The sequence below is a fragment of the Acinetobacter uliginosus genome, assembly GCF_044130295.1.
In the GTDB taxonomy this organism is placed as follows: Bacteria; Pseudomonadota; Gammaproteobacteria; order Pseudomonadales; family Moraxellaceae; genus Acinetobacter.
This window is the reverse complement of record NZ_JBIQOC010000001.1, coordinates 1-20,292: the sequence shown is the minus strand read 5'-3', so window position 1 is coordinate 20,292 and position 20,292 is coordinate 1. Positions and strand designations below refer to the sequence as shown.

General features: G+C 41.4%; 19 protein-coding genes, 1 tRNA gene and 2 pseudogenes. 13 read left to right on the top strand and 9 right to left on the bottom strand.

Features of this window, described 5'->3' with window-relative positions; genetic code table 11:
* Window positions 1-40: 40 nt before the first annotated feature.
* Window positions 41-1,645, bottom strand: a complete 1,605-nt coding sequence (locus tag ACE01T_RS00110) for an isocitrate lyase (RefSeq protein WP_086196262.1) — start codon at window positions 1,643-1,645, stop codon at window positions 41-43.
* A 663-nt stretch (window positions 1,646-2,308) separates the two neighbouring features.
* Between ACE01T_RS00110 and ACE01T_RS00105 the strand changes: the two genes are divergently transcribed.
* The 3 genes from ACE01T_RS00105 (at window position 2,309) to ACE01T_RS00095 (ending at window position 5,086) form a co-directional block, all read left to right on the top strand.
* On the top strand, window positions 2,309-3,298 hold the full coding sequence (locus ACE01T_RS00105; protein WP_086196263.1) for a LysR family transcriptional regulator: 990 nt from the start codon (window positions 2,309-2,311) through the stop codon (window positions 3,296-3,298).
* 127 nt (window positions 3,299-3,425) lie between these two features.
* Window positions 3,426-4,754, top strand: a complete 1,329-nt coding sequence (gene paeA / locus ACE01T_RS00100) for a polyamine export protein PaeA (protein WP_200222935.1) — start codon at window positions 3,426-3,428, stop codon at window positions 4,752-4,754.
* Between the two features lie 56 nt (window positions 4,755-4,810).
* The gene (locus ACE01T_RS00095; RefSeq protein ID WP_395518553.1) at window positions 4,811-5,086 is read left to right on the top strand and encodes a hypothetical protein; all 276 of its coding nucleotides are present in this window, start codon (window positions 4,811-4,813) and stop codon (window positions 5,084-5,086) included.
* 59 nt (window positions 5,087-5,145) lie between these two features.
* Here ACE01T_RS00095 and ACE01T_RS00090 read toward each other — a convergent pair whose 3' ends face one another.
* The gene (locus ACE01T_RS00090; RefSeq protein ID WP_086196266.1) at window positions 5,146-5,652 is read right to left on the bottom strand and encodes a hypothetical protein; all 507 of its coding nucleotides are present in this window, start codon (window positions 5,650-5,652) and stop codon (window positions 5,146-5,148) included.
* Between the two features lie 299 nt (window positions 5,653-5,951).
* On the opposite strand from ACE01T_RS00090, the gene ACE01T_RS00085 reads away from it, so the two are divergent.
* The 3 genes from ACE01T_RS00085 (at window position 5,952) to ACE01T_RS00075 (ending at window position 7,407) form a co-directional block, all read left to right on the top strand.
* Window positions 5,952-6,683, top strand: coding sequence for a hypothetical protein (locus ACE01T_RS00085; protein ID WP_395518515.1), 732 nt, complete (start codon window positions 5,952-5,954; stop codon window positions 6,681-6,683).
* 139 nt (window positions 6,684-6,822) lie between these two features.
* Window positions 6,823-6,908: transfer RNA gene (locus ACE01T_RS00080), tRNA-Leu, on the top strand.
* A gap of 157 nt (window positions 6,909-7,065) precedes the next feature.
* A complete protein-coding gene (locus tag ACE01T_RS00075; protein WP_395518514.1) occupies window positions 7,066-7,407 on the top strand; it encodes a hypothetical protein in 342 nt (113 codons plus the stop codon).
* A gap of 26 nt (window positions 7,408-7,433) precedes the next feature.
* Here ACE01T_RS00075 and ACE01T_RS00070 read toward each other — a convergent pair whose 3' ends face one another.
* From ACE01T_RS00070 to rlmE, 4 genes are all read right to left on the bottom strand, one after another.
* Window positions 7,434-7,748 carry a DUF5713 family protein gene (locus ACE01T_RS00070; protein WP_180043175.1) on the bottom strand — a complete coding sequence of 105 codons (315 nt, stop codon included), beginning with the start codon at window positions 7,746-7,748 and terminating at the stop codon, window positions 7,434-7,436.
* A gap of 195 nt (window positions 7,749-7,943) precedes the next feature.
* Window positions 7,944-8,801, bottom strand: coding sequence for a dihydropteroate synthase (gene folP / locus ACE01T_RS00065; RefSeq protein WP_395518512.1), 858 nt, complete (start codon window positions 8,799-8,801; stop codon window positions 7,944-7,946).
* A gap of 133 nt (window positions 8,802-8,934) precedes the next feature.
* The gene (ftsH, locus tag ACE01T_RS00060) at window positions 8,935-10,824 is read right to left on the bottom strand and encodes an ATP-dependent zinc metalloprotease FtsH (protein WP_180082467.1); all 1,890 of its coding nucleotides are present in this window, start codon (window positions 10,822-10,824) and stop codon (window positions 8,935-8,937) included.
* 132 nt (window positions 10,825-10,956) lie between these two features.
* Window positions 10,957-11,607, bottom strand: coding sequence for a 23S rRNA (uridine(2552)-2'-O)-methyltransferase RlmE (gene rlmE / locus ACE01T_RS00055; protein WP_086196272.1), 651 nt, complete (start codon window positions 11,605-11,607; stop codon window positions 10,957-10,959).
* A 195-nt stretch (window positions 11,608-11,802) separates the two neighbouring features.
* On the opposite strand from rlmE, the gene yhbY reads away from it, so the two are divergent.
* Both yhbY and ACE01T_RS00045 read left to right on the top strand, forming a co-directional pair.
* Window positions 11,803-12,126: a ribosome assembly RNA-binding protein YhbY gene (yhbY, locus tag ACE01T_RS00050; protein WP_086199214.1), complete on the top strand. Its 324-nt coding sequence runs from the start codon at window positions 11,803-11,805 to the stop codon at window positions 12,124-12,126.
* Between the two features lie 9 nt (window positions 12,127-12,135).
* Window positions 12,136-12,675 carry a DOMON-like domain-containing protein gene (locus tag ACE01T_RS00045; RefSeq protein ID WP_180082469.1) on the top strand — a complete coding sequence of 180 codons (540 nt, stop codon included), beginning with the start codon at window positions 12,136-12,138 and terminating at the stop codon, window positions 12,673-12,675.
* A gap of 134 nt (window positions 12,676-12,809) precedes the next feature.
* Here ACE01T_RS00045 and ACE01T_RS00040 read toward each other — a convergent pair whose 3' ends face one another.
* Window positions 12,810-13,283: a hypothetical protein gene (locus ACE01T_RS00040; RefSeq protein WP_180082470.1), complete on the bottom strand. Its 474-nt coding sequence runs from the start codon at window positions 13,281-13,283 to the stop codon at window positions 12,810-12,812.
* Window positions 13,284-13,593: 310 nt separating this feature from the next.
* Here ACE01T_RS00040 and carA point away from each other — a divergent pair, with 310 nt between their 5' ends.
* The 3 genes from carA to greA all read left to right on the top strand — a co-directional run bounded on the left by carA (window position 13,594) and on the right by greA (window position 18,549).
* Complete coding sequence (gene carA / locus ACE01T_RS00035; RefSeq protein ID WP_180082474.1) at window positions 13,594-14,733, top strand: glutamine-hydrolyzing carbamoyl-phosphate synthase small subunit; 1,140 nt, start codon at window positions 13,594-13,596, stop codon at window positions 14,731-14,733.
* 13 nt (window positions 14,734-14,746) lie between these two features.
* Window positions 14,747-17,977, top strand: a complete 3,231-nt coding sequence (gene carB / locus ACE01T_RS00030) for a carbamoyl-phosphate synthase large subunit (protein WP_395518510.1) — start codon at window positions 14,747-14,749, stop codon at window positions 17,975-17,977.
* A 95-nt stretch (window positions 17,978-18,072) separates the two neighbouring features.
* Window positions 18,073-18,549, top strand: coding sequence for a transcription elongation factor GreA (gene greA, locus ACE01T_RS00025; RefSeq protein WP_086196278.1), 477 nt, complete (start codon window positions 18,073-18,075; stop codon window positions 18,547-18,549).
* An 89-nt stretch (window positions 18,550-18,638) separates the two neighbouring features.
* On the opposite strand, the pseudogene ACE01T_RS00020 reads toward greA, so the two are convergent.
* A pseudogene (locus ACE01T_RS00020) lies at window positions 18,639-18,788 on the bottom strand (TetR/AcrR family transcriptional regulator); the annotation flags it as partial.
* Between ACE01T_RS00020 and ACE01T_RS00015 the strand changes: the two are divergent.
* Together ACE01T_RS00015 and ACE01T_RS00010 are read left to right on the top strand one after the other, a co-directional pair.
* Window positions 18,739-19,113 carry a RidA family protein gene (locus ACE01T_RS00015; protein WP_395518509.1) on the top strand — a complete coding sequence of 125 codons (375 nt, stop codon included), beginning with the start codon at window positions 18,739-18,741 and terminating at the stop codon, window positions 19,111-19,113. The pseudogene ACE01T_RS00020 and the gene ACE01T_RS00015 sit on opposite strands and share 50 nt — an antisense overlap.
* A gap of 94 nt (window positions 19,114-19,207) precedes the next feature.
* A pseudogene (locus tag ACE01T_RS00010) lies at window positions 19,208-19,829 on the top strand (CatB-related O-acetyltransferase).
* Here ACE01T_RS00010 and ACE01T_RS00005 read toward each other — a convergent pair.
* Window positions 19,826-20,275, bottom strand: coding sequence for a hypothetical protein (locus tag ACE01T_RS00005; protein ID WP_395518508.1), 450 nt, complete (start codon window positions 20,273-20,275; stop codon window positions 19,826-19,828). The pseudogene ACE01T_RS00010 and the gene ACE01T_RS00005 sit on opposite strands and share 4 nt — an antisense overlap.
* Window positions 20,276-20,292 lie beyond the last annotated feature (17 nt).

Sequence of the window (20,292 nt, the reverse complement as noted above, 5' to 3'; positions counted from 1 at the left end):
AAACCCGGCTTGCGCCGGGTTTTTTGAATCAGTTCAGTGCTTAGTGAGCAGAGAATTGGTTCATAGTGTTTTTAGAGTCATCACCAGCTTTAAGGGCATTGTCACCAGCGAAGATTTCTTTGTGGTCGTCACCGATGTCAGAACCCGCCATTGCTTGGTGTTTCACACAAGCGATGGTACCGCGGATTTCTTTACGTTGTACGCCAGCAACATAAGCCAACATACCTTCAGAACCGAAGTAACCTTGAGCAAGCTCGTGAGTAGAAAGAGCAGCTGTGTGGTAAGTCGGAAGTGTGATCAAGTGGTGGAACACACCTGCTTCACGAGAAGCATCTGCCTGGAATGTACGAACTTTTTCGTCAGCTTCAGCAGCTAATTCAGTAGCATCGTACTCAGCGCTCATTAATTTAGCACGGTCGTAAGCAGAAACGTCTTTACCTTCAGCAACCCAACGGTCGTAAGCTTGTTGACGGAAGTTTAAAGTCCAGTTGAACGATGGTGAGTTGTTATAAACAAGTTTCGCATTTGGAACAACTTCTTTAACACGGTTCACCATGTGAGCGATTTCGTCAACGTTTGGAGTTGCAGTTTCGATCCAAAGCAGGTCAGCACCGTTTTGTAGGCTAGTTACACAGTCAAGTACAACGCGGTCGATTTGAGTGCCTTCGCGGAACTGGTACAAACCAGATGCTAAACGTTTAGGACGGTGAAGTTTACCATCACGTTTGATCAGGATTTCGTCTTCTTGCGCTTCTGAAATGTCAATTTCAGTTGTGTCTAAGTAGCTGATGTATTGAGAAGCGATGTCGCCTGGCTCTTTAACCACTGGGATTTTTTGAGTCAAGTCAGCGCCTTCAGAGTCAGTACGTGCAACGATGATACCGTCGTCAAGACCCATTTCTAAGAATGCATAGCGAAGTGCGTGGATTTTCGCGATGAAGTCTTCGTGTGGAACTGTTACTTTACCAGCTTGGTGACCACATTGTTTAGCATCAGAAACCTGGTTTTCGATTTGTAGTGCACAAGCACCCGCTTCGATCATTTTCTTAGCAAGTAAGTAAGTCGCTTCTTCGTTACCGAAACCAGCATCGATGTCCGCAATAATTGGCACAACGTGAGTTTGGAAACCGTCGATTTGAGCAGTGATTTCAGCAGCTTTAGCAGTGTCACCAGCATCTTGAGCTTTTTTAAGTGCGCGGAACAAATCGTTTAATTCTTTCGCATCAGCTTGACGCAAGAATGTATAGATTTCTTCGATCAATGCAGGAACAGAAGTTTTTTCGTGCATAGATTGGTCAGGAAGTGGACCGAATTCTGAACGAAGAGCTGCAACCATCCAGCCAGAAAGGTAGATATAACGGCGTTCAGTCGTACCGAAGTATTTTTTGTTCGCAATCATTTTTTGTTGTGCGATGAAACCGTGCCAGCAACCTAATGATTGAGTATATTTGCTAGAGTCAGCATCATAAGCAGCCATATCACGACGCATAATCGCAGCTGTATATTTAGCAATGTCTAAACCAGTTTTGAAACGGTTTTGCATTTGCATACGTGCAGCGTCTTCAGCACTGATGTCTGCCCAAGTGTTGCCGAATTTCGCTTTTAATTCGCGGATTGCATCAATCGCTGTTTGGTATGTAGTCATGATATTTTCCTGTAATAATATTAGGATTTCATCAAGCGAAGGCTAAAATCACACTCATATTATTTGTTCAGATTTAGAGCGCTTCGTTAAGATGAACACAGATTAGATTGAGTTAAAAAATTAATCCAATATTCTCGATTAATTCCCAGTATTTATTTAAAAAATATGTAGATCAAAGTCTTATTATATTTATGTTTCAAAATTTTAAATTATTGTTTTAATTAACTTTATTTTAATTACTCAAAATCATTTTTTGCTTACAAAGTGTTCACAATGCCGTTTTTTTCTTCATTAGACTTAAGTCGTGCTTTGAAATGAAAAAGCTTGACCAGCTACTTTTTTAGTCATTTATGTAAATTTTTAATCAAAATCATCAAAATCATCAAAATATGACTGTATTTTATTTCTTCTATTTTCTTTTTATAGCTCACTCAATAAAGGCCTTTATTTGCTATTAAAATCTGCGAATTTTTCTCTCTGATTCATTTAACTTTACTTCAATAAGCATGGCGTTTACCCTCGTTAATTCATTCATTAATTCATTTTATCTATATAAAATTCCACGATTATCCCGTCTCTTTTTTCATCAATATTCCTACACAAGCCTTGTCGCTTATGGCATAATCGAAATAATTTCATGAGCTTATTTTCGGTATTTCTTGTATGAATCTGGAGCGGGTCGATCTCAATCTATTAATATATCTCGATGTACTGCTTCGCGAAAAAAATGTCACGCGTGCTGCAGAACAATTGGGTGTAACCCAACCTGCCATGAGTAACATTTTGCGTCGTTTACGCAATTTATTTAATGATCCGCTGTTAATTCGTTCTTCTGAAGGAATGACCCCCACAGAACGTGCTTTGGAATTACAGCCGCGTATCCGTGATGCCTTGTCTGATCTTTCAATGATTCTGGAACCGCGTACCGAGTTCCGTCCTTATACATCGAATCGTGTTTTCCGCATTATGACCTCGGACTATGCTGAAGCGACTTTAGTACCACGTTTGGTTAAAGCCTTACGCTCCGAAGCACCCAATGTGGTACTGGACTTTTTAACCCCCAGTGACGTGTCCTACCGTGACATGGAACAAGGCAAAGTCGATCTGGCGATTAACCGTTTCAATGAAATTCCGCAAAGTTTCCACCAGGTCCTGGTCTGGCGAGACAGTTTTTCCTGTTTGCTCAATAGCAAGCATCCTGCTGCAGGAAATTTAAACCTTAAAAGTTATTTAGATGCACAGCATATTTGGGTCTCTAAAACAGGGATGGGTGTTGGCTTTGGGGTCAATCCTGAAAAACAGGCCGGTTTGGGCTGGATTGATCAGGCTTTGGAACGTATTGGTCAAAAGCGTAAAATTTCGGTCTTTACCCGTCACTATCAAATGCCCGGATTATTGGCTGCCAATGTTGACCTCGTTGCGACTTTGCCAACACGCATTGCACGTTTACAGGCTAAAAACCAGAACCTGCTGATGAAAGATCCACCCTTCTATATTCCCGAGTTTGAATTGAAGATGGCATGGTGTCCGTTATTGCATCATCACCCAGCACATCGCTGGTTGCGCCAGCTCATTCTATATGTGGCTCGCCAAATGATCGAAGAAGAAAATCGTGAATTTTTAATGAATAATTCGCAATTTTCACATTATTAAGCACAATTTTTCTTAAATTCTTCTTTTTTAAGCTTATACTGTATTTAGTCGGGTAGTCATTTCATTACTACCTGACCTTCTTTTATGTTAAAAATATTCATAATAATGATGATCCACAGGTGGATTTGTGAGCCTCTTTCAAAATATCGTCATCATCATCATCCTCATTGCGGGTGCGGGATTCTTATCGCTCACCGAAATTGCCCTGGCGGGTGCACGTAAAGTTAAACTAAAAATACTGGCTGAATCAGGGGATGAACGTGCTCAGCAAGTGTTGGATTTACAGGAAAATTCAGCAGACTTTTTTGCAGCTTCACAAATCGGTTTAAATGCTGTTGCTATTCTTGGCGGTATTTTAGGTGAAGGTGCTTTCCGTCCTTATTTTCTCGAGCTAGTTTCACGTTTCTATACGGGTGCGTGGGCTGAAACGATCGGTTTTGCCTTGTCTTTTACTTTAGTCACGTCATTATTCATTCTGTTTGCAGACTTGATGCCAAAACGTCTGGCCATGATTGCACCGGAAAAAATTGCTGTGTCTGTGATCAACCCGATTCAAATTTTTATTAGCGTATGTCGTCCACTGGCCTGGTTCATTAATGCCATTGCCAATCTGTTATTTCGCCTGTTCAAGGTCAATACCACCCGTGAAGACAACATCACCTTTGATGATATTTCTGCTGTCATGGATGCAGGTGCGCAGGCAGGTGTATTACAGAAACAGGAACATCACTTTATTGAAAACGTGTTTGAGCTTGAAGAACGTAATGTTCCTTCGAGTATGACAACTCGTGAAAATGTCATCTATTTTACTTTGAAAGAATCTGAAGCCAGTATCCGGCAAAAACTGGCTGAATATCCTTATTCCAAGTTTCTGGTGTGTAGTGAAAATATTGATGATGTGATTGGTTATGTTGATGCTAAAGATATTCTGGTGCGTATTCTGAATAACCAGTCTTTACTGCAACTCAATGAAAGTACCATTCGTAATGTATTGACCATTCCAGATACTTTGACTTTATCTGAATTACTGGACCGTTTCCGTTCCACCAAAGAAAAGTTTGCGGTGGTAATTAACGAATATGCCTTGGTGGTTGGCGTAATTACCTTGTCTGATATTATGATTACCGTCATGGGCGACTGGGTCACGCCAATTGAAGCTGATCAGCAAATTATCAAGCGCGATAACAATTCCTGGCTGATTGATGGTAGCACGCCAATTGAGGACCTGAAACATGCCCTTGAAATTGATGAAATGCCGGATGAAGAAAATTATGAAACACTTGCCGGTTTCATGATGTACCGTCTACGCAAGATTCCACGCCCTGCCGATACAGTGATCTATGGTAACTATAAATTTGAAGTAGTGGATGTTGACCATTTTAAAATTGACCAACTCTTAGTTACGCGTCTTTTAAAACAGGTCGAAACCGATGAAAATAAAGAAGAATCAGATTAATCTGATTCTTCTCACCTTAACTTAAAATAAAAATTAGATAGATAAAAACCATGAATATTTCAGTGACCGCCCTGCTCGCCTGCCTGAGTTTCTATTCAGGTCTTTATATGATTTATTATTTTTTCACCCGGCAAACCCAGCCTGTGATTCTGATTTTAGCAATTGTATTGCTTATTTTAGCGTGCTGGATCACGCCCTATAGTTATGAACGCTCAAGAAAAAATTATGATTCAACCATGCGGATCGGTGAGTTTTTCTGGTATCCCTTGATCAGCTGGTGGCGACTTTTTATTTGGCCCATCAGCATATTACTGGCTTGGCTTTATACATAAATTTTTTCTGCTTATTCATGCACAAAAAAGCACCACAAGGTGCTTTTTTAACGAAATACTTAGTACTTGCTGATCAGTTCATCCAGTACAGCCTGATAGTGAATAGTAATGTCATCTTCCAGAATCTTGTAAGCATTGTCGAACTGCACCATTGGCCAGCCTTCTTTCCAGAACGGGAAAATATTATGCAAGTCGTGAGTCACAGTCGCATCTTCACGGGTAATGGCCTGTGCAATTTGTGATAAAACCTGTGCTGTTTCGGCCCCATCAATAGCTAAGTAATCAATGCCGTGCGCTTTTAAAATACGAATACGGTCTTTTTTATAACGAATTTTTTTACTTTGTGCTTCATTTAAATGTAGGGCCAAAGTGACAGCTTCAACAAACTTGCTTTCAAAACTGGCATTTAAAGCAACTAGGGCATTTTTATGTGCCTCTTGACGACCAGCTTTACCCCCATTACGGATCATCTCATTCGCTTCAGTATTTAGCACATCGCTTTTCATGGACTGTAAAATGTCTAAAATTTCGATATCGCTTAAAGATTCAGGAGATTGATCAGTCATGAACTGTCCTTGGACAAAAATAAGAAAGGGCTATTTTCGCATAATTCCTCACTGAATACAGGAATAAAATTAAGCTCCCGAGTCGATTCATCATTTAGCGGTTTAAAACATGACCCTAAGATTAAGTAAATTGGCGCAATACATCTCAGCCATTATGAATATGCTAAAAACTCATGCCTGCATGTGAAATAAATAGAGCTTAGCCTTGAAATAAGGAATCTGTAATTTTCTGATTTTACTCTGTTAAATGCTTTCAAATCCTTTATATTAGCTCTAATTTTTATGTTTCTTTAATTCTTATGATCAGTAATAAACAAACGGCAATTTTTTTAAATCAATTGCGGGAACAGTACCCGGCAGCATTTAAAAGAAATTATTTGTTTTACAGCATGATCAAAACTAAAGGAATTTTAGATGAACTGAAGGAGCTAATTCCCTGGGTTCTGGCCGCAATGATTTTTATCTCGCTTTCGATGAGTTTGGGTCATTTCATTGCTAGCCAATTTCCGCAATTGAATGCTTTTCGTGCCCAAGGCATTGCTGTGTTAGCCATTATGTTGTTGTTTATGCTTTATACGCCCGTGGTCATCAAACAGATCAAACATAGCTCTACTTCTTTATATCAGCAACTTCGCCATACTCCGGTTAAACTTGCGGTACTCATTGTGCTACAAGCCATCAATATCGCTTATATTGAAAGTACGGTTTTACAAATTATTCTTTTTTTCTTTGCCTTGAGTTTTGGTTTTGTTCGTTTTTATAAAGAAAATATGTTCCGTGAAAGTACACAAAACGAGCAATATTTTTATCTGCAAGAAACCCGCCGCATTTGTTTTTGGGCCTATAAGCAGGTGTTAAAGATTCAGTTAAAAAGCCTATTCATGAGAAAAAACTCAGCTGCCCTTCATAGACTACAACAACAAGAAAAACAGTTTATCGATTTGCATATACAGCTGATTCGTTATGAAAATGAACTGTGCAAAACACACAAGCATATAGATGTCGAAACCTATCTGGATAGCTTGATGTAGATGACATAACCATTTTAAGAGGAAAAGTTTAGTCAAAGCCCTATTTTATAGCGATAAGCACATGAATTGATTGAAAAGAAAGCAAATACATGGAAAGACACTTGCCAAGTTTTATTTCCTCCACTATTATGGCGCACATGCCCGAGTGGTGAAATCGGTAGACACAGGGGATTTAAAATCCCCCGCCCACAAAGCGTGCCAGTTCGAGTCTGGCCTCGGGCACCATTTTAATATGTATTAAAGTGGTGCGATAAAAGATCCAGCGATAAGCTGGTTTTTTTATGCCTGAATAATTTAATTATCGTAAACCAATAAAAAAGACAAAATAAAAATGAAGCGAAATAAAATGTATTACCTACTGTATATCAGCCTGTTCATATTGATGAACGCAAGTTTGACTCACGCAATAGTAGCGGTTGAAAACTCACAGAGCCAAAAGGTTTATGATTTATTTTTTGGTACCGTTGAGGAAAATCAGGGACAGCTTGTTTTAAATGATTGTACTTTAGCTAAATATTCCTATCCCCTACATTTTAATCACCCGGAAGATGAAAAGCAGATTAGAAGCTTACTGCGACAAGAGCCGTACTTCTGGCTTAATCTCAGAACAAGAGCCTATAGTGAAACCGAGAAATTTCATTTGATAGTAGACGAGATAGCAGAAATTCATATACAGGCAAGTTGCCATCTAAGCGATCTTTTTCCTCCTCCGGCTAAGCCTTAAATATAAAAGGACAAACAGAGAGTGACTTACCACTCTCTATTCGATACCAGCTCTTCCATTTCAATATCCATATAACCGTTATCTTGCACCACCATCATCATGGCTTCAGCAATATAATCGGCTGCCGTATCATCCAAGGAAGAATCCAAATCCTCAAATTGCGGTTTCATCTTATTGATTAGAACCACAGTTTCAGCAGCAAAATGATAAATTTCTACTTCAGATAAATCAGGCTTAGCCACCTTCTTTGCAAACTGTTTTATGGCCTGCTTGACTTCAGCCACAAGAATATCGGGATAATATTCATCATCAAACATCGGGAGAAGTAAATCTTCAAACATACAACACTCAAAAAAGACATGCATTAAAGCGAGCTTGTATAACACAAAGCAACAAAATTACCAAACGCTACAATAAAAAAGGTGATTTCCCCCCATTTTTATTTACATGTCTTTGAAGTAATTAAATATCAGTCAACAATTACACCTTAAACTAAAAAAGCTCGATACCTTATCGAGCTTTTTTATATACCTAGGTTATACACCCAGATTATTCATCGCCTGCCATACTTTAATGGCATCACTCATTGCCTTGACGTCATGTGCTCGTACCATGCAGGCCCCCTGTTGAATACTAAATAAATGAGCAGCAACAGAACCCATCGCACGATTTTGAGCATCAGCCCCACCCAGAGCTTCACCAATAAAACGCTTCCGGGAAAGTGCCGATAAAATTGGATAACCCATATCATTTAATTTATAAAGTTCATTTAACAGCTTCAAATTTTGCTGTGCATTTTTAGCAAAACCAAAGCCCGGATCAATCACAATATTTTCAGGTTTTATCCCAGCCTCTATCGCATCATCTACTCTCTGCTGTAGCTCTTTAATCACATCAGTGGTTACATCATCATACTGGTCTAAATTATTCATGGTGGTGGGTTCGCCACGCATATGCATAATAATCACAGGAATATTCAGCTCAGCAGCAGTTAGCAAGGCATGAGGACGGGTTAATGCACGCACATCATTCCAGATATGTGCCCCTGCTTGAACGGCAGCTTTAATCACTTCGGGTTGTGAGGTATCAATTGAAATAATGACATCATGCTTGGCCAATTCTTCAACTACAGGCACCACACGGCGTATTTCTTCATCCACCTCTACCACAGAAGCTCCGGGACGGGTTGATTCGCCCCCAACATCTATTACGCTTGCACCACCCTCTATCATCTGCAAGGCATACGCTATGGCCTGATCTTTGGCATTATGCTTTCCGCCATCACTGAAAGAGTCTGGAGTCACATTCAGAATTCCCATAACATGTGGTTGAGACAAGTCCAACTTCATTTGACCACATTGCAGCATTCGATTAGGTAATGGCATCAATTGCATTATATTTCTCCTTCAAGCAATCCGGCTATTCTAACAACTCTACAATTTTACAGTCTGAAATCTTTTCAGACACAACTGCCTTATCCATAAAAAAAAGAGCCTCATTTGAGACTCTTTTTTCTAACCATCCAACTTAGCTCGCTGGTAATGGTGGAGGAGTTGCAGGACCATCTGTTGGTGTTACATCAATCACCGGATTTTCAGCAACATATACTTTAGGTGGTTGTGGTTCACGACCTTCCATGATGTCACGGATTTGGTCACGATCAATGGTTTCCCATTCCATCAAAGCTTTCACCATGGCATGCGCGATCTCTTTGTGGTTTTCCAGAACCTCACGAGCAACTTTATACTGTTCATCCAGAATGCGGCGAACTTCGGCATCTACCTGCTGTTGCGTTGCTTCAGAAATGGTACGACTACCGACATTTCCAAAGAAGCCGTTTTGGTTTTCATCTTCATAAACCATCACGCCCATCTTGTCAGACATACCGTATTTAGTGACCATTGCACGTGCCATTTTGGTTGCACGTTCAAAGTCATTTGAAGCACCGGTCGACATTTGGTTAATGAAGACTTCTTCAGCAATACGGCCACCAAACAAAATCGAAATTTCATTCAGCATTTTGTCTTTGTAATGACTAATTGCATCTTGTTCCGGCAACTGCCAGGTCACACCCAAAGCCCAACCACGCGGCATAATGGTCACTTTATGTACAGGGTCAGTACCCGGCAAAATTTCAGCCACAATCGCATGACCGGCTTCATGGTAAGCAGTAGCACGACGTTCTTCTTCACGAATCACCATCGATTTACGTTCAGGACCCATATAGATCTTGTCTTTAGCATCTTCAAAGTCATGCATGTCGACTGTGTTCTTGTTACGACGGGCAGCAAATAACGCTGCTTCGTTTACAAGGTTCGCCAATTGTGCACCAGAGAAACCTGGAGTACCACGTGCCAGCACTCTGACATCCACACCCGTGTGTGAAGGCAATTTTTTCAAGTGTACATTCAGAATCTGTTCACGGCCTTTAATGTCTGGAAGGCCTACCATCACCTGACGGTCAAAACGACCAGGACGAAGGAGTGCTTTATCAAGAACATCGGCACGGTTGGTTGCAGCAATGACGATAATGCCTTCATTACCTTCAAAACCATCCATTTCTACCAGCATCTGGTTGAGTGTCTGTTCACGTTCATCGTGACCACCGCCAGTACCTGAACCACGGTGACGACCGACTGCATCAATCTCATCAATAAAGATAATGCATGGGGCATGGCGTTTTGCCTGTTCAAACATGTCACGTACACGTGATGCACCAACACCCACGAACATTTCGACAAAGTCAGAACCTGAAATACTGAAGAACGGAACTTTTGCTTCACCTGCAATCGCTTTGGCAAGCAAGGTTTTACCGGTACCCGGAGGACCAACCATCAATACGCCTTTAGGAATACTTGCGCCCAGACGTTTAAATTTAGATGGATCTTTCAAGAAATCTACAATTTCAACAACTTCTTGTTTAGCTTCATCACAGCCAGCAACATCGCTAAAGGTGACTTTAATTTGGTCTTCAGACAGCATTTTGGCTTTCGATTTACCAAAGCTCATCGGACCGCTTTTGCCACCTGCACCACCACCCATGTTGCGCATAAAGAACATGAATAACAAAATGATTAAAAGTACAGGGAAGCTAGCGATAAGAAGTTGCATCAACAAACCTTGACGTTGCGGTGCAGTCCCTTCTACAACAACATTATGTTTAATGAGATTTGGCATCAGTTCCGGGTCTTGAACCGCGGGACGAATGCTTTCAAACTCTGAACCGTTTGTTTTTTCACCACGAATTCTTTCGCCATCAATGGTGACTTGCTTAATTTGACCAGCATTCACCGCTGAAACAAACTCTGAATAATTCATTGCAGTCGGTTGATTGCGGTCACTGATGTTACTGAAAATCAGAATCAGCACACCCAGTATAACCAGCCACAATACGGCATTCTTGAAGAGATCGCTCAAAGCTTTATTCCCATATCAATCTAATTTGATCATGCCCAAAAATGGGTGACCCTAATTTAAGCTGAAGATCAGCTTTGCAATATTTTAAAAATGTACAAAATGCACAATTTTTAACGTCTTGGCAAGTAAACTTTATGTAGAGGCCTTCTTACGACCTTGCCCGATTAAAAATACTTCTTTAGAACGGGCACGTGAAGCGGCAGGTTTTGCCGTCTTCAATACATCAAAGCTATCTACAACTTGTTTACGGAATTCGTCAAATCCGGTGCCCTGGAAAACCTTGACGATAAATTGGCCTTTCGGTCCTAAAACCTTGTTGGCAAAATCTAAAGCCAGTTCACACAAGTAAATTTGACGCGGTTGATCTACAGCCTTATTACCTGATGTATTGGGGGCCATATCCGAAATTACAACGTCTACAGTCCTTCCGTTTAAAATATTTAACAATTTTTCAAAAACTTCTTCCTCACGGAAGTCACCTTGCAGGAAGGTCACATCCGGCAAGGCATCCATAGGTAAAATGTCGGAGGCAATCAACAAGCCTTTGTCACCGACTAATTTACCGGCAATTTGTGACCAACTGCCGGGTGCCGCACCCAGGTCAACCACAGTCATGCCTGGTTTAATAATTTTGTATTTTTCTTGAATTTCAAGAAGCTTATAAGCAGCACGCGCACGATAACCTTCCTTTTGTGCTCTCTTTACAAAAGGATCATCCAAATGCTCGCGCATCCACTCTCGACTACTTTTTGACAACTTCTGGTTGGTAATGCGTGTCGCCATAACTCTCTAAATAATAAAAAACTTCTAATAGGTGATTGTACGTGAAAAACATAGGCCTTGCAGTATACATCTGTATCTAAATCCAATCTTTGAAAGGTTTTTTTCAATAATTGAAATCGATTATTTCAACAGAATATAAAGCGTTTAAACTTGGCATTTGTTATACTGAGCCGTTTTTAAAATTAGGTTATCTTTATGGCGGCTTTATCTATTCAGGAACGTAAACGTTTACGTCAAATCGGACATGCATTAAACCCGGTGGTTATGCTAGGCGATAAAGGTTTGACTGAAGCTGTAGTCGAAGAATTAAACCGCGCTTTAAACGATCACGAATTGATTAAAGTGAAAATCGTAGCGGAAGATCGTGAAGAACGCGCATCTTTAATCGAAGATCTTTCAGCTCAAACTGGTGCTGAAGTTGTTCAAAAAATTGGTAAAATTGCGCTGATTTATAAAAAAGCAGCAAAACAGAATGCCAAATTATCCAACTTGGTTCGTCACGCTCATTTGTCTAACTAAGCAGATTTTATGGCAAGTTACGAACTTAGCGCCTTTGATCGTCGCTTTCAATCGATCTCCCTGGTTGCTGCGATTGAACAACAAAGCCCATATAGCTTAAATGTGGGCTACTGGTTACGCGACCCCAACCAGCTCATACAATGGCCTGAACTGGTTCAAGACTACCCTCGTCAAGATTTCCTATGGGAACACACCTGTTTTGAAATTTTTATTGGTGTACAGGGTGAGGATTTCTATCGTGAAATCAATCTGTCGCCCTCCCAGGCGTGGCAGGCCTATCAGTTTGAGGAATATCGCTATCCGGAAGATATGCCGCCTCAAGCCGCCGATGACATCGAACTGAACCAGCTTAAACGCACACATTATGGTTTAAATGTGAGCCTTGATTTAACCGAGTTTATGTTAAAGCACAAATTGCAATGGTCGGATTTGTTTCTGGGCTTAAGCGCTGTACTCAAAACCTCGCAAGGCGAACAATATTATGCCATGCAACACAGCAGTCCAAATGCGGACTTTCACAACAAGCGTGATTGGCTACATCAGTTCTAGAGCATAGCAGCAATATTCAAACAGTAAAAAAGTGAGGCAAAATACCTCACTTTTTTATGTCTTCAATGTGTACCTGAAGAAAACTAGCATAGGGTCCTTCCTCGCCAGTATAAGTAGACATGTCTACTTATATGTCAGCTTTTTAAAGTAGGTTCCTCATCCGACTTCACTGACACCTTTTTCCACACATCTAAAGTATGTTCTTTAGAACGTTTTAAAGTTTCAGCCAGATGATCTTTATGTTTCACTGAAATTTGGCCGACATCGTCTTTTAACTCTTTGCCAAGTTTCGATAAGTCTTCAATCACCGCATTAAATTCAGCTTTTACGAACTCTTTCAATTCTGCCAAATCTTTCTGTGAAAAATTGAGTTGCTTTTTAATGGTTTCAATACGCTGAAAAAGGTCTTGTTTTAAACTTTGAATCTGCTCTTGAACATTTGCCTGTACCTCCTTTGCTTCTGCTTTTACATTCTCAGTAGATTCTGTCACCGCTTCTGTCACTTTTTGCTGTGCTTCTTTAGATGCCTGTTCCAACTTGTCCGCACCTTCTGCAACCACTTCCTTTAAGGTAGTTTTTGCTTTTGTTGGCTTGTGTTCTAAGGTCATGATCTTTTTTCCTATAGTTATTACATGAGAGCTCTAGCGTATTCCGTTTTGATAAAATTTAAGTTTTGATTTGTTAGACAATTCTAATTTGCTTACATTTTACATACATAGATGCAGAAACAGACTTTAAGCCAAAAAGCAAGGGATTTATCTCATACTTTTACTGTAAAGCCGTTGGACTTAAAGGCTATTTCTGCGTATAATGCCGTGTTAAGTTCAAGCGAGCAGACAAGGAGGATAGGTTTTATAATAGCCTTCCTTTTTTTTCGTCTACTCGCTTTTTTACAGCCTAAATTTCAGGAGCTTTGGTTTGAGCACCCCAGCAATTTTAGCCCTTGCCGATGGTACTATTTTTAAAGGTACTTCAATTGGCGCATCGGGTAGTACGACTGGTGAAGTCGTTTTCAACACTGCCATGACTGGCTATCAAGAAATTTTGACTGACCCTAGTTATGCACAACAACTTGTCACCCTGACTTATCCTCATATTGGTAATACAGGTTGTAATGATGAAGACGCTGAGTCAGGTCGAATTCATAAAGTTTGGGCCAACGGATTGATCATTCGTGACCTTCCTTTATTGCATAGTAACTTCCGTGCTGAGCAATCACTTGGTGATTATCTTAAACAACACAACGTTGTGGCTATCGCAGACATTGATACGCGTAAACTAACGCGTATTCTGCGATCTAAAGGTGCACAAAACGGTTGTATCCTTGCTGGCGAAAACGCTACAGAGGAAGAAGCTTTAGCTAAAGCCCGTGCTTTTGGCGGTTTAAATGGTTTAGACCTTGCTAAAGAATGCTGCGACCCTGAAGGTTTTGAATGGACAGAAGGCTCTTGGACTCTAGGCAAAGGGTTCTCTCAACCTGAACTTAAATTCCATATTGTTGCATACGATTACGGTGTCAAAACCAACATCTTACGTATGCTTGCGGATCGCGGTTGTAAATTGACTGTTGTACCTGCTGAAACTCCTGCAGAAAAAGTCCTTGCTTTGAATCCGGATGGCGTGTTCCTGTCAAATGGTCCCGGCGATCCAGCAGCATGTGACTACGCAATTGAAGCTGTAAAAACAATTGTAGAAACGACTGAAATTCCAGTATTTGGTATTTGTTTAGGCCACCAGATTCTTGCACTTGCCTCAGGTGCAAAAACTGTGAAAATGCCTCACGGTCACCACGGTGCCAACCATCCTGTACAAAATCTTGAAGATGGTACAGTGATGATTACTTCTCAAAACCACGGCTTCGCAGTAGATACAGATACGCTACCGGCTAACTTGAAAGCAACGCACAAATCACTGTTCGACCAAACCTTGCAAGGTATGCATCGCACAGATAAACCTGCGTTCAGCTTCCAGGGTCACCCTGAAGCAAGCCCTGGTCCACATGACTGCGCACCATTGTTCGATCATTTCATCGAACTTATCGAAGCATCTAAGAAGTAATTAAGGAAGCATCATGGCTAAACGTACAGACATTAAAAGCATCTTAATTATCGGTGCAGGTCCGATTGTGATCGGTCAGGCATGTGAGTTTGACTACTCAGGTGCTCAAGCGTGTAAAGCACTTCGTGAAGAAGGCTACCGTGTTATTTTGGTCAACTCTAACCCAGCGACCATCATGACTGACCCTGCTATGGCAGATGCAACTTACATCGAGCCAATCACCTGGCAAACTGTTGCAGCCATCATTGAGAAAGAACGCCCAGATGCAGTTCTTCCAACCATGGGCGGTCAAACTGCATTGAACTGTGCCCTTGCCCTAGACGAGCACGGCATTTTAGAAAAATACAATGTTGAATTGATCGGTGCGACCAAAGAAGCGATCGAAAAAGCTGAAGACCGTAAACTCTTCGACCAGGCAATGCGTAAAATTGGTCTTGAATGTCCAAAAGCTGACGTTGCTGAATCAATGGAACACGCGCTTGAAATTCAAGCACGTTTCGGCTTCCCAGTGATTATCCGTCCATCATTCACCATGGGTGGTTCTGGTGGCGGTATCGCGTATAACCGTGAAGAATTCATTGAAATCTGTGAACGCGGTTTCGATCTTTCTCCAACTAAACAGTTATTGATTGATGAATCACTCATTGGCTGGAAAGAGTACGAGATGGAAGTTGTTCGTGACAAAAACGACAACTGTATCATCGTATGTACAATCGAAAACTTTGACCCAATGGGCGTGCACACAGGTGACTCCATCACTGTTGCTCCTGCTCAAACGCTTACAGACAAAGAATTCCAGTTACTGCGTAATGCTTCTTTAGCTGTACTTCGTGAAATTGGTGTTGAAACTGGTGGTTCGAACGTTCAGTTCGGTATTAACCCGAAAGACGGCCGTATGGTTGTCATCGAGATGAACCCACGTGTTTCTCGTTCATCTGCATTGGCATCTAAAGCAACTGGTTTCCCGATTGCGAAAATTGCTGCGAAACTGGCTGTGGGTTACACCCTTGATGAGTTGAAAAACGACATCACTGGCGGTACAACACCAGCATCATTCGAACCTGCAATTGACTACGTTGTTACCAAGATTCCTCGTTTCAACTTCGAGAAATTCCCACAAGCGGACGCAACTTTAACCACGCAGATGAAATCTGTAGGTGAAGTGATGGCGATTGGTCGTAACTTCCAAGAGTCTATGCAAAAAGCGCTTCGTGGTCTTGAAGTGGGTACTTGCGGCTTTGATGAAAAAATCGAAGTGGGTACTGAAGGCGCGAAAGAAAAGATCCTGCAAGAACTTAAAGTTCCAGGTCCTGAGCGTATCTGGTACGTAGGCGATGCATTCCGTCACGGTTTCACCCTAGACGAAGTATTTGCTGCAACAAATATTGACCGCTGGTTCTTGATCCAGATCGAAGACATCATCAAAACTGAAAACCAAATCAAAACTTTAGGTTTTGGTGACTTAAATGCCGACAATATCCGTGCATTTAAACGTAAAGGTTTGTCAGATCTTCGTATCGCTGGCTTGATGGGCATTTCACAAAAACAATTCCGTAAACACCGTTGGAACCTGGGTGTGACTCCAGTTTACAAACGTGTAGATACCTGTGCCGCTGAATTCGAATCTGATACAGCGTACATGTACTCAACTTACGATGAAGAATGTGAAGCGAATCCTTCAACTCGCGACAAGATCATGGTCATCGGTGGCGGCCCTAACCGTATTGGTCAAGGTATCGAGTTCGATTACTGCTGTGTACACGCTGCCCTTGCCATGCGTGAAGACGGTTATGAAACCATCATGGTGAACTGTAACCCTGAAACGGTTTCTACAGATTACGACACTTCTGATCGTTTGTACTTCGAACCAATTACGTTGGAAGATGTACTTGAAATCGTGCGTGTCGAGAAGCCTAAAGGCATTATCGTACAATACGGTGGTCAAACACCTTTGAAATTGGCTCGTGCTTTGGAAGAAGCTGGTGCGCCAATTATTGGTACATCACCTGATGCGATTGACCGTGCAGAAGACCGTGAACGTTTCCAGCAAATGATTCAACGTCTGCAACTTCGTCAGCCGAACAACAGCATCGTAAAATCTGCTGAAGAAGGTATGGCTGAAGCGGCGAAAGTTGGCTACCCACTGGTGGTGCGTCCTTCTTACGTTCTTGGTGGTCGTGCGATGGAAATCGTCTACAATGATGACGAATTGAAACGCTACCTACGTGATGCGGTTCAGGCATCGAACGAAGCGCCTGTTCTTCTTGACCACTTCCTTGATGATGCCATCGAAGTTGACGTGGACTGCGTATCTGACGGTAAAGACGTTGTGATCGGCGGTATCATGCAGCACATTGAACAAGCCGGTATTCACTCAGGTGACTCTGCATGTTCGATTCCTCCTTACTCTTTATCTCAAGAAGTACAGGACGAAATGCGTCGTCAAACGATTGCCATGGCGAAAGAGCTTGGCGTAATCGGTTTGATGAACGTTCAGTTTGCGGTTAAAGGCACTGATGTTTACATTCTTGAAGTGAACCCACGTGCGTCTCGTACTGTACCGTTCGTTTCTAAGTGTATCGGTGAATCTTTAGCGAAAGTTGCTGCACGTTGTATGGCGGGTCAATCTCTAGAATCTCAAGGATTCACTTCAGAGATTATTCCTGAACACTTCTCTGTAAAAGAAGCGGTGTTCCCATTCAACAAATTCCCGGGTGTTGACCCAATCCTTGGCCCTGAGATGAAATCGACTGGCGAAGTGATGGGTGTAGGTAAAACATTCGGCGAAGCATTCTACAAAGCTGTACTAGGCGCGAATGAACGCTTACCTGGCCTTCCAACCGAAGGTGAAGTGAAGCATGCATTCATCTCTGTACGTGATTCTGACAAGCCTCGTGCTGTTGGTATTGCGAAGCAGCTAGCTGGTTTCGGCTTCAAAATTCTTGCGACTGGCGGCACGTATGACGTGATAAAAGCAGCAGGTATTGAATGTGAACGTGTGAATAAAGTAACTGAAGGCCGTCCAAATATTGTGGACCGCTTGAAAAATGGCGAGATTCACCTCATTATCAATACAACTGAAGGCAAACAAGCTCAGCAGGATTCATTCTCGATCCGCCGCTCTGCTCTTCAAGGTAAGGTGTATCACACAACAACTTTGAATGGCGCAGATGCTGTATGTCAAGCTTTAGCAATTAAATTGCCGATGGATGTTTACCGCTTGCAAGACCTTACCAAAGGTTAATTAAGTTACCGAGAAGTCCCGCCACCTCTCGGTGGCGGGCTTTTTTTTATTTATAAACCAGCTGTATTTTTTTAATTTAACTTAGAGGGACAACAATGCAACGTTATCCTATGACTCCTGAAGGCAAAATTGCCCTAGAGAAAGAATTACACCAACTAAAAAGTATTGACCGTCCACGTATTACTGCAGCGATTGCTGAAGCACGTGAACATGGGGACTTGAAAGAAAATGCAGAGTACCACGCAGCGCGTGAACAGCAAGGCTTTTGTGAAGGTCGTATTCAGGACATCGAAGGTAAACTCGGTGCGTGCCAAGTCATTGATGTAAAAACGCTTGAGCAAAATGGCCGTGTGGTTTTTGGTGTAACGGTAACGATTGAAAATATCGACACAGAAGAACAGAAGACTTACAAAATTGTTGGCGATGACGAAGCGGACTTTAAGATCAACAAGATCTCAGTAAACTCTCCGATCGCACGTGGCCTGTTGGGTAAAAACGAAGGCGACGAAGTGAAAATCGTTACTCCGCAAGGCGAAGTTGAATACGAAATTGTGAAAGTTGAATATATCTAAGTTTTAAATAGATATTTTAGGCTGTAAGAACCCCTCTGATGAGGGGTTTTTTATATTCAGCCTTCTGCTACAGAAAGCTGAGTTCCAGTTTATTTTAAAAGTCCCAATGCAAATAACTGAAATGCATGTAAAGCCTCATGCAGGACCTTCTCAGGATGCTCACTTGAGGCGACCCACAGTGCCGCATTCATGGCAGCACCATTAAGCAATACTGCCGCTGCAATTAAATCGGAAGATTTATTCTTTGTCTCTGGACAAGTCGGTAGCCGCGAAAATGGCAGCCCTGAACCTAATTTCGAAAAACAGGTAGAGTTAGCTTTTAGCAATCTCAGCCAGACACTGGCAGCGGCAGGTTGTACTTTCGATGACATCGTGGATGTCACCACCTTTCATACCGATCCTGAACAGCAATTTGAAACCATTATGAAAGTTAAACACCAGATTTTTACACAAAAGCCTTATCCCAACTGGACAGCTGTGGGCGTGACTTGGCTCGCTGGCTTTGACTTCGAAATCAAAGTGATCGCTCGTATTCCTTCACAAGCCATTAAAATTAACCTCTAAGCTTTTATCTCCTGACTTTTAACACGACTACAACCCTGCCCGATTGCAGTCCAATTGGGTATAATTCCTTGTCCTTTCAACCCATGATTCTTGTATGTCTGAAAAGTTAATTAATTCTCCTGTGAATCACTGGTGCGAATTCGAATTCATCTCGAAAACAGTGAAGAATCCAAACATTCATATCAAGGGCAATTACAGCTATTACTCAAAATTGGGATCAGGGATTTGAGCGTTGTGTGGTGCGTTACCTGCATGACAAGCCCGCTACGCCAGAGAAGCCTATCGATCAGCTTTATATCGGCAACTTTGTCTGTTTTGGCGCAGAGTGCGTGATCATGATGGGTGGCAACCAATTACACCGTACTGACTGGATTTCAGCATTTCCATTTGATACCCGTAGTTTTGTGCCTGCGGGTGACACCGTGATTGGTGATGGTTGCTGGATTGGCTCACGTGCCATGATTATGCAAGGCGTAAAGCTGGGCGAAGGTGCAGTAGTTGCAACAGGTGCAGTGGTCACAAAAGACGTGCCGCCTTATGCAGTAGTTGGTGGCGTACCTGCAAAAATTATTAAATACCGTTTTCCCGAAGCTGATATAGAAAAACTGCTTTCACTTAAACTCTATAATTTAGATGAAAAGCAGTTTTTAAAGATGCGCGAGCAGTTGCAGACTGATGATGTTCTATTTTTAGCAAAATATTTAAACTCTATTTAATTATCACTATCTAACCATACATTATCTTTTAAATAATTTTGATATTGCATTACAAATATTTGATATTCCATGTCTATTTTCGGTTGTAGAGCATACTTGTTTAAAAATTCATTAAACTCAAGCATATATCTTTCATTATTATATTTAACTCTTAATTGTTCAATACGACTCAGCTCCTTAAAGTAATCATTAATTAATAAAGGTTTAACGTTTAATTTTTGTTCAATAATTTCTATAAACTCATCAATATTAAAATGAGCCATATTTATTCCCGCTAAATTTTCGGAGCCACTTTGCATTTTTTGTATTTTTACAGCTATTCCCTCCATATCTCTAAGCATATCTATACGTTTTTTATTAGGGCGTGTCCTCATTTGAAGAATTGGTTTTAAATACTTAAAATCCTCCTTTAAGCTCTTTTCATTTCTATATTTTTTCAATGGCACGTACTCTTCTCACCGAT

Bases quoted from the DNA above. Each gene is read 5' to 3' on its own strand.
- ACE01T_RS00045 (WP_180082469.1), top strand. From the start codon at position 12,136: ATGGCAAGTTACGAACTTAGCGCCTTTGATCGTCGCTTTCAATCGATC.
- ACE01T_RS00070 (WP_180043175.1), bottom strand. From the start codon at position 7,748: ATGTTTGAAGATTTACTTCTCCCGATGTTTGATGATGAATATTATCCC.
- ACE01T_RS00105 (WP_086196263.1), top strand. From the start codon at position 2,309: ATGAATCTGGAGCGGGTCGATCTCAATCTATTAATATATCTCGATGTA.
- ACE01T_RS00015 (WP_395518509.1), top strand. From the start codon at position 18,739: ATGGCAGCACCATTAAGCAATACTGCCGCTGCAATTAAATCGGAAGAT.
- carB (WP_395518510.1), top strand. From the start codon at position 14,747: ATGGCTAAACGTACAGACATTAAAAGCATCTTAATTATCGGTGCAGGT.
- folP (WP_395518512.1), bottom strand. From the start codon at position 8,801: ATGCAATTGATGCCATTACCTAATCGAATGCTGCAATGTGGTCAAATG.
- yhbY (WP_086199214.1), top strand. From the start codon at position 11,803: ATGGCGGCTTTATCTATTCAGGAACGTAAACGTTTACGTCAAATCGGA.
- ACE01T_RS00110 (WP_086196262.1), bottom strand. From the start codon at position 1,645: ATGACTACATACCAAACAGCGATTGATGCAATCCGCGAATTAAAAGCG.
- rlmE (WP_086196272.1), bottom strand. From the start codon at position 11,607: ATGGCGACACGCATTACCAACCAGAAGTTGTCAAAAAGTAGTCGAGAG.
- ACE01T_RS00040 (WP_180082470.1), bottom strand. From the start codon at position 13,283: ATGACCTTAGAACACAAGCCAACAAAAGCAAAAACTACCTTAAAGGAA.
- greA (WP_086196278.1), top strand. From the start codon at position 18,073: ATGCAACGTTATCCTATGACTCCTGAAGGCAAAATTGCCCTAGAGAAA.
- ACE01T_RS00090 (WP_086196266.1), bottom strand. From the start codon at position 5,652: ATGACTGATCAATCTCCTGAATCTTTAAGCGATATCGAAATTTTAGAC.
- ACE01T_RS00085 (WP_395518515.1), top strand. From the start codon at position 5,952: ATGATCAGTAATAAACAAACGGCAATTTTTTTAAATCAATTGCGGGAA.
- ACE01T_RS00075 (WP_395518514.1), top strand. From the start codon at position 7,066: ATGAACGCAAGTTTGACTCACGCAATAGTAGCGGTTGAAAACTCACAG.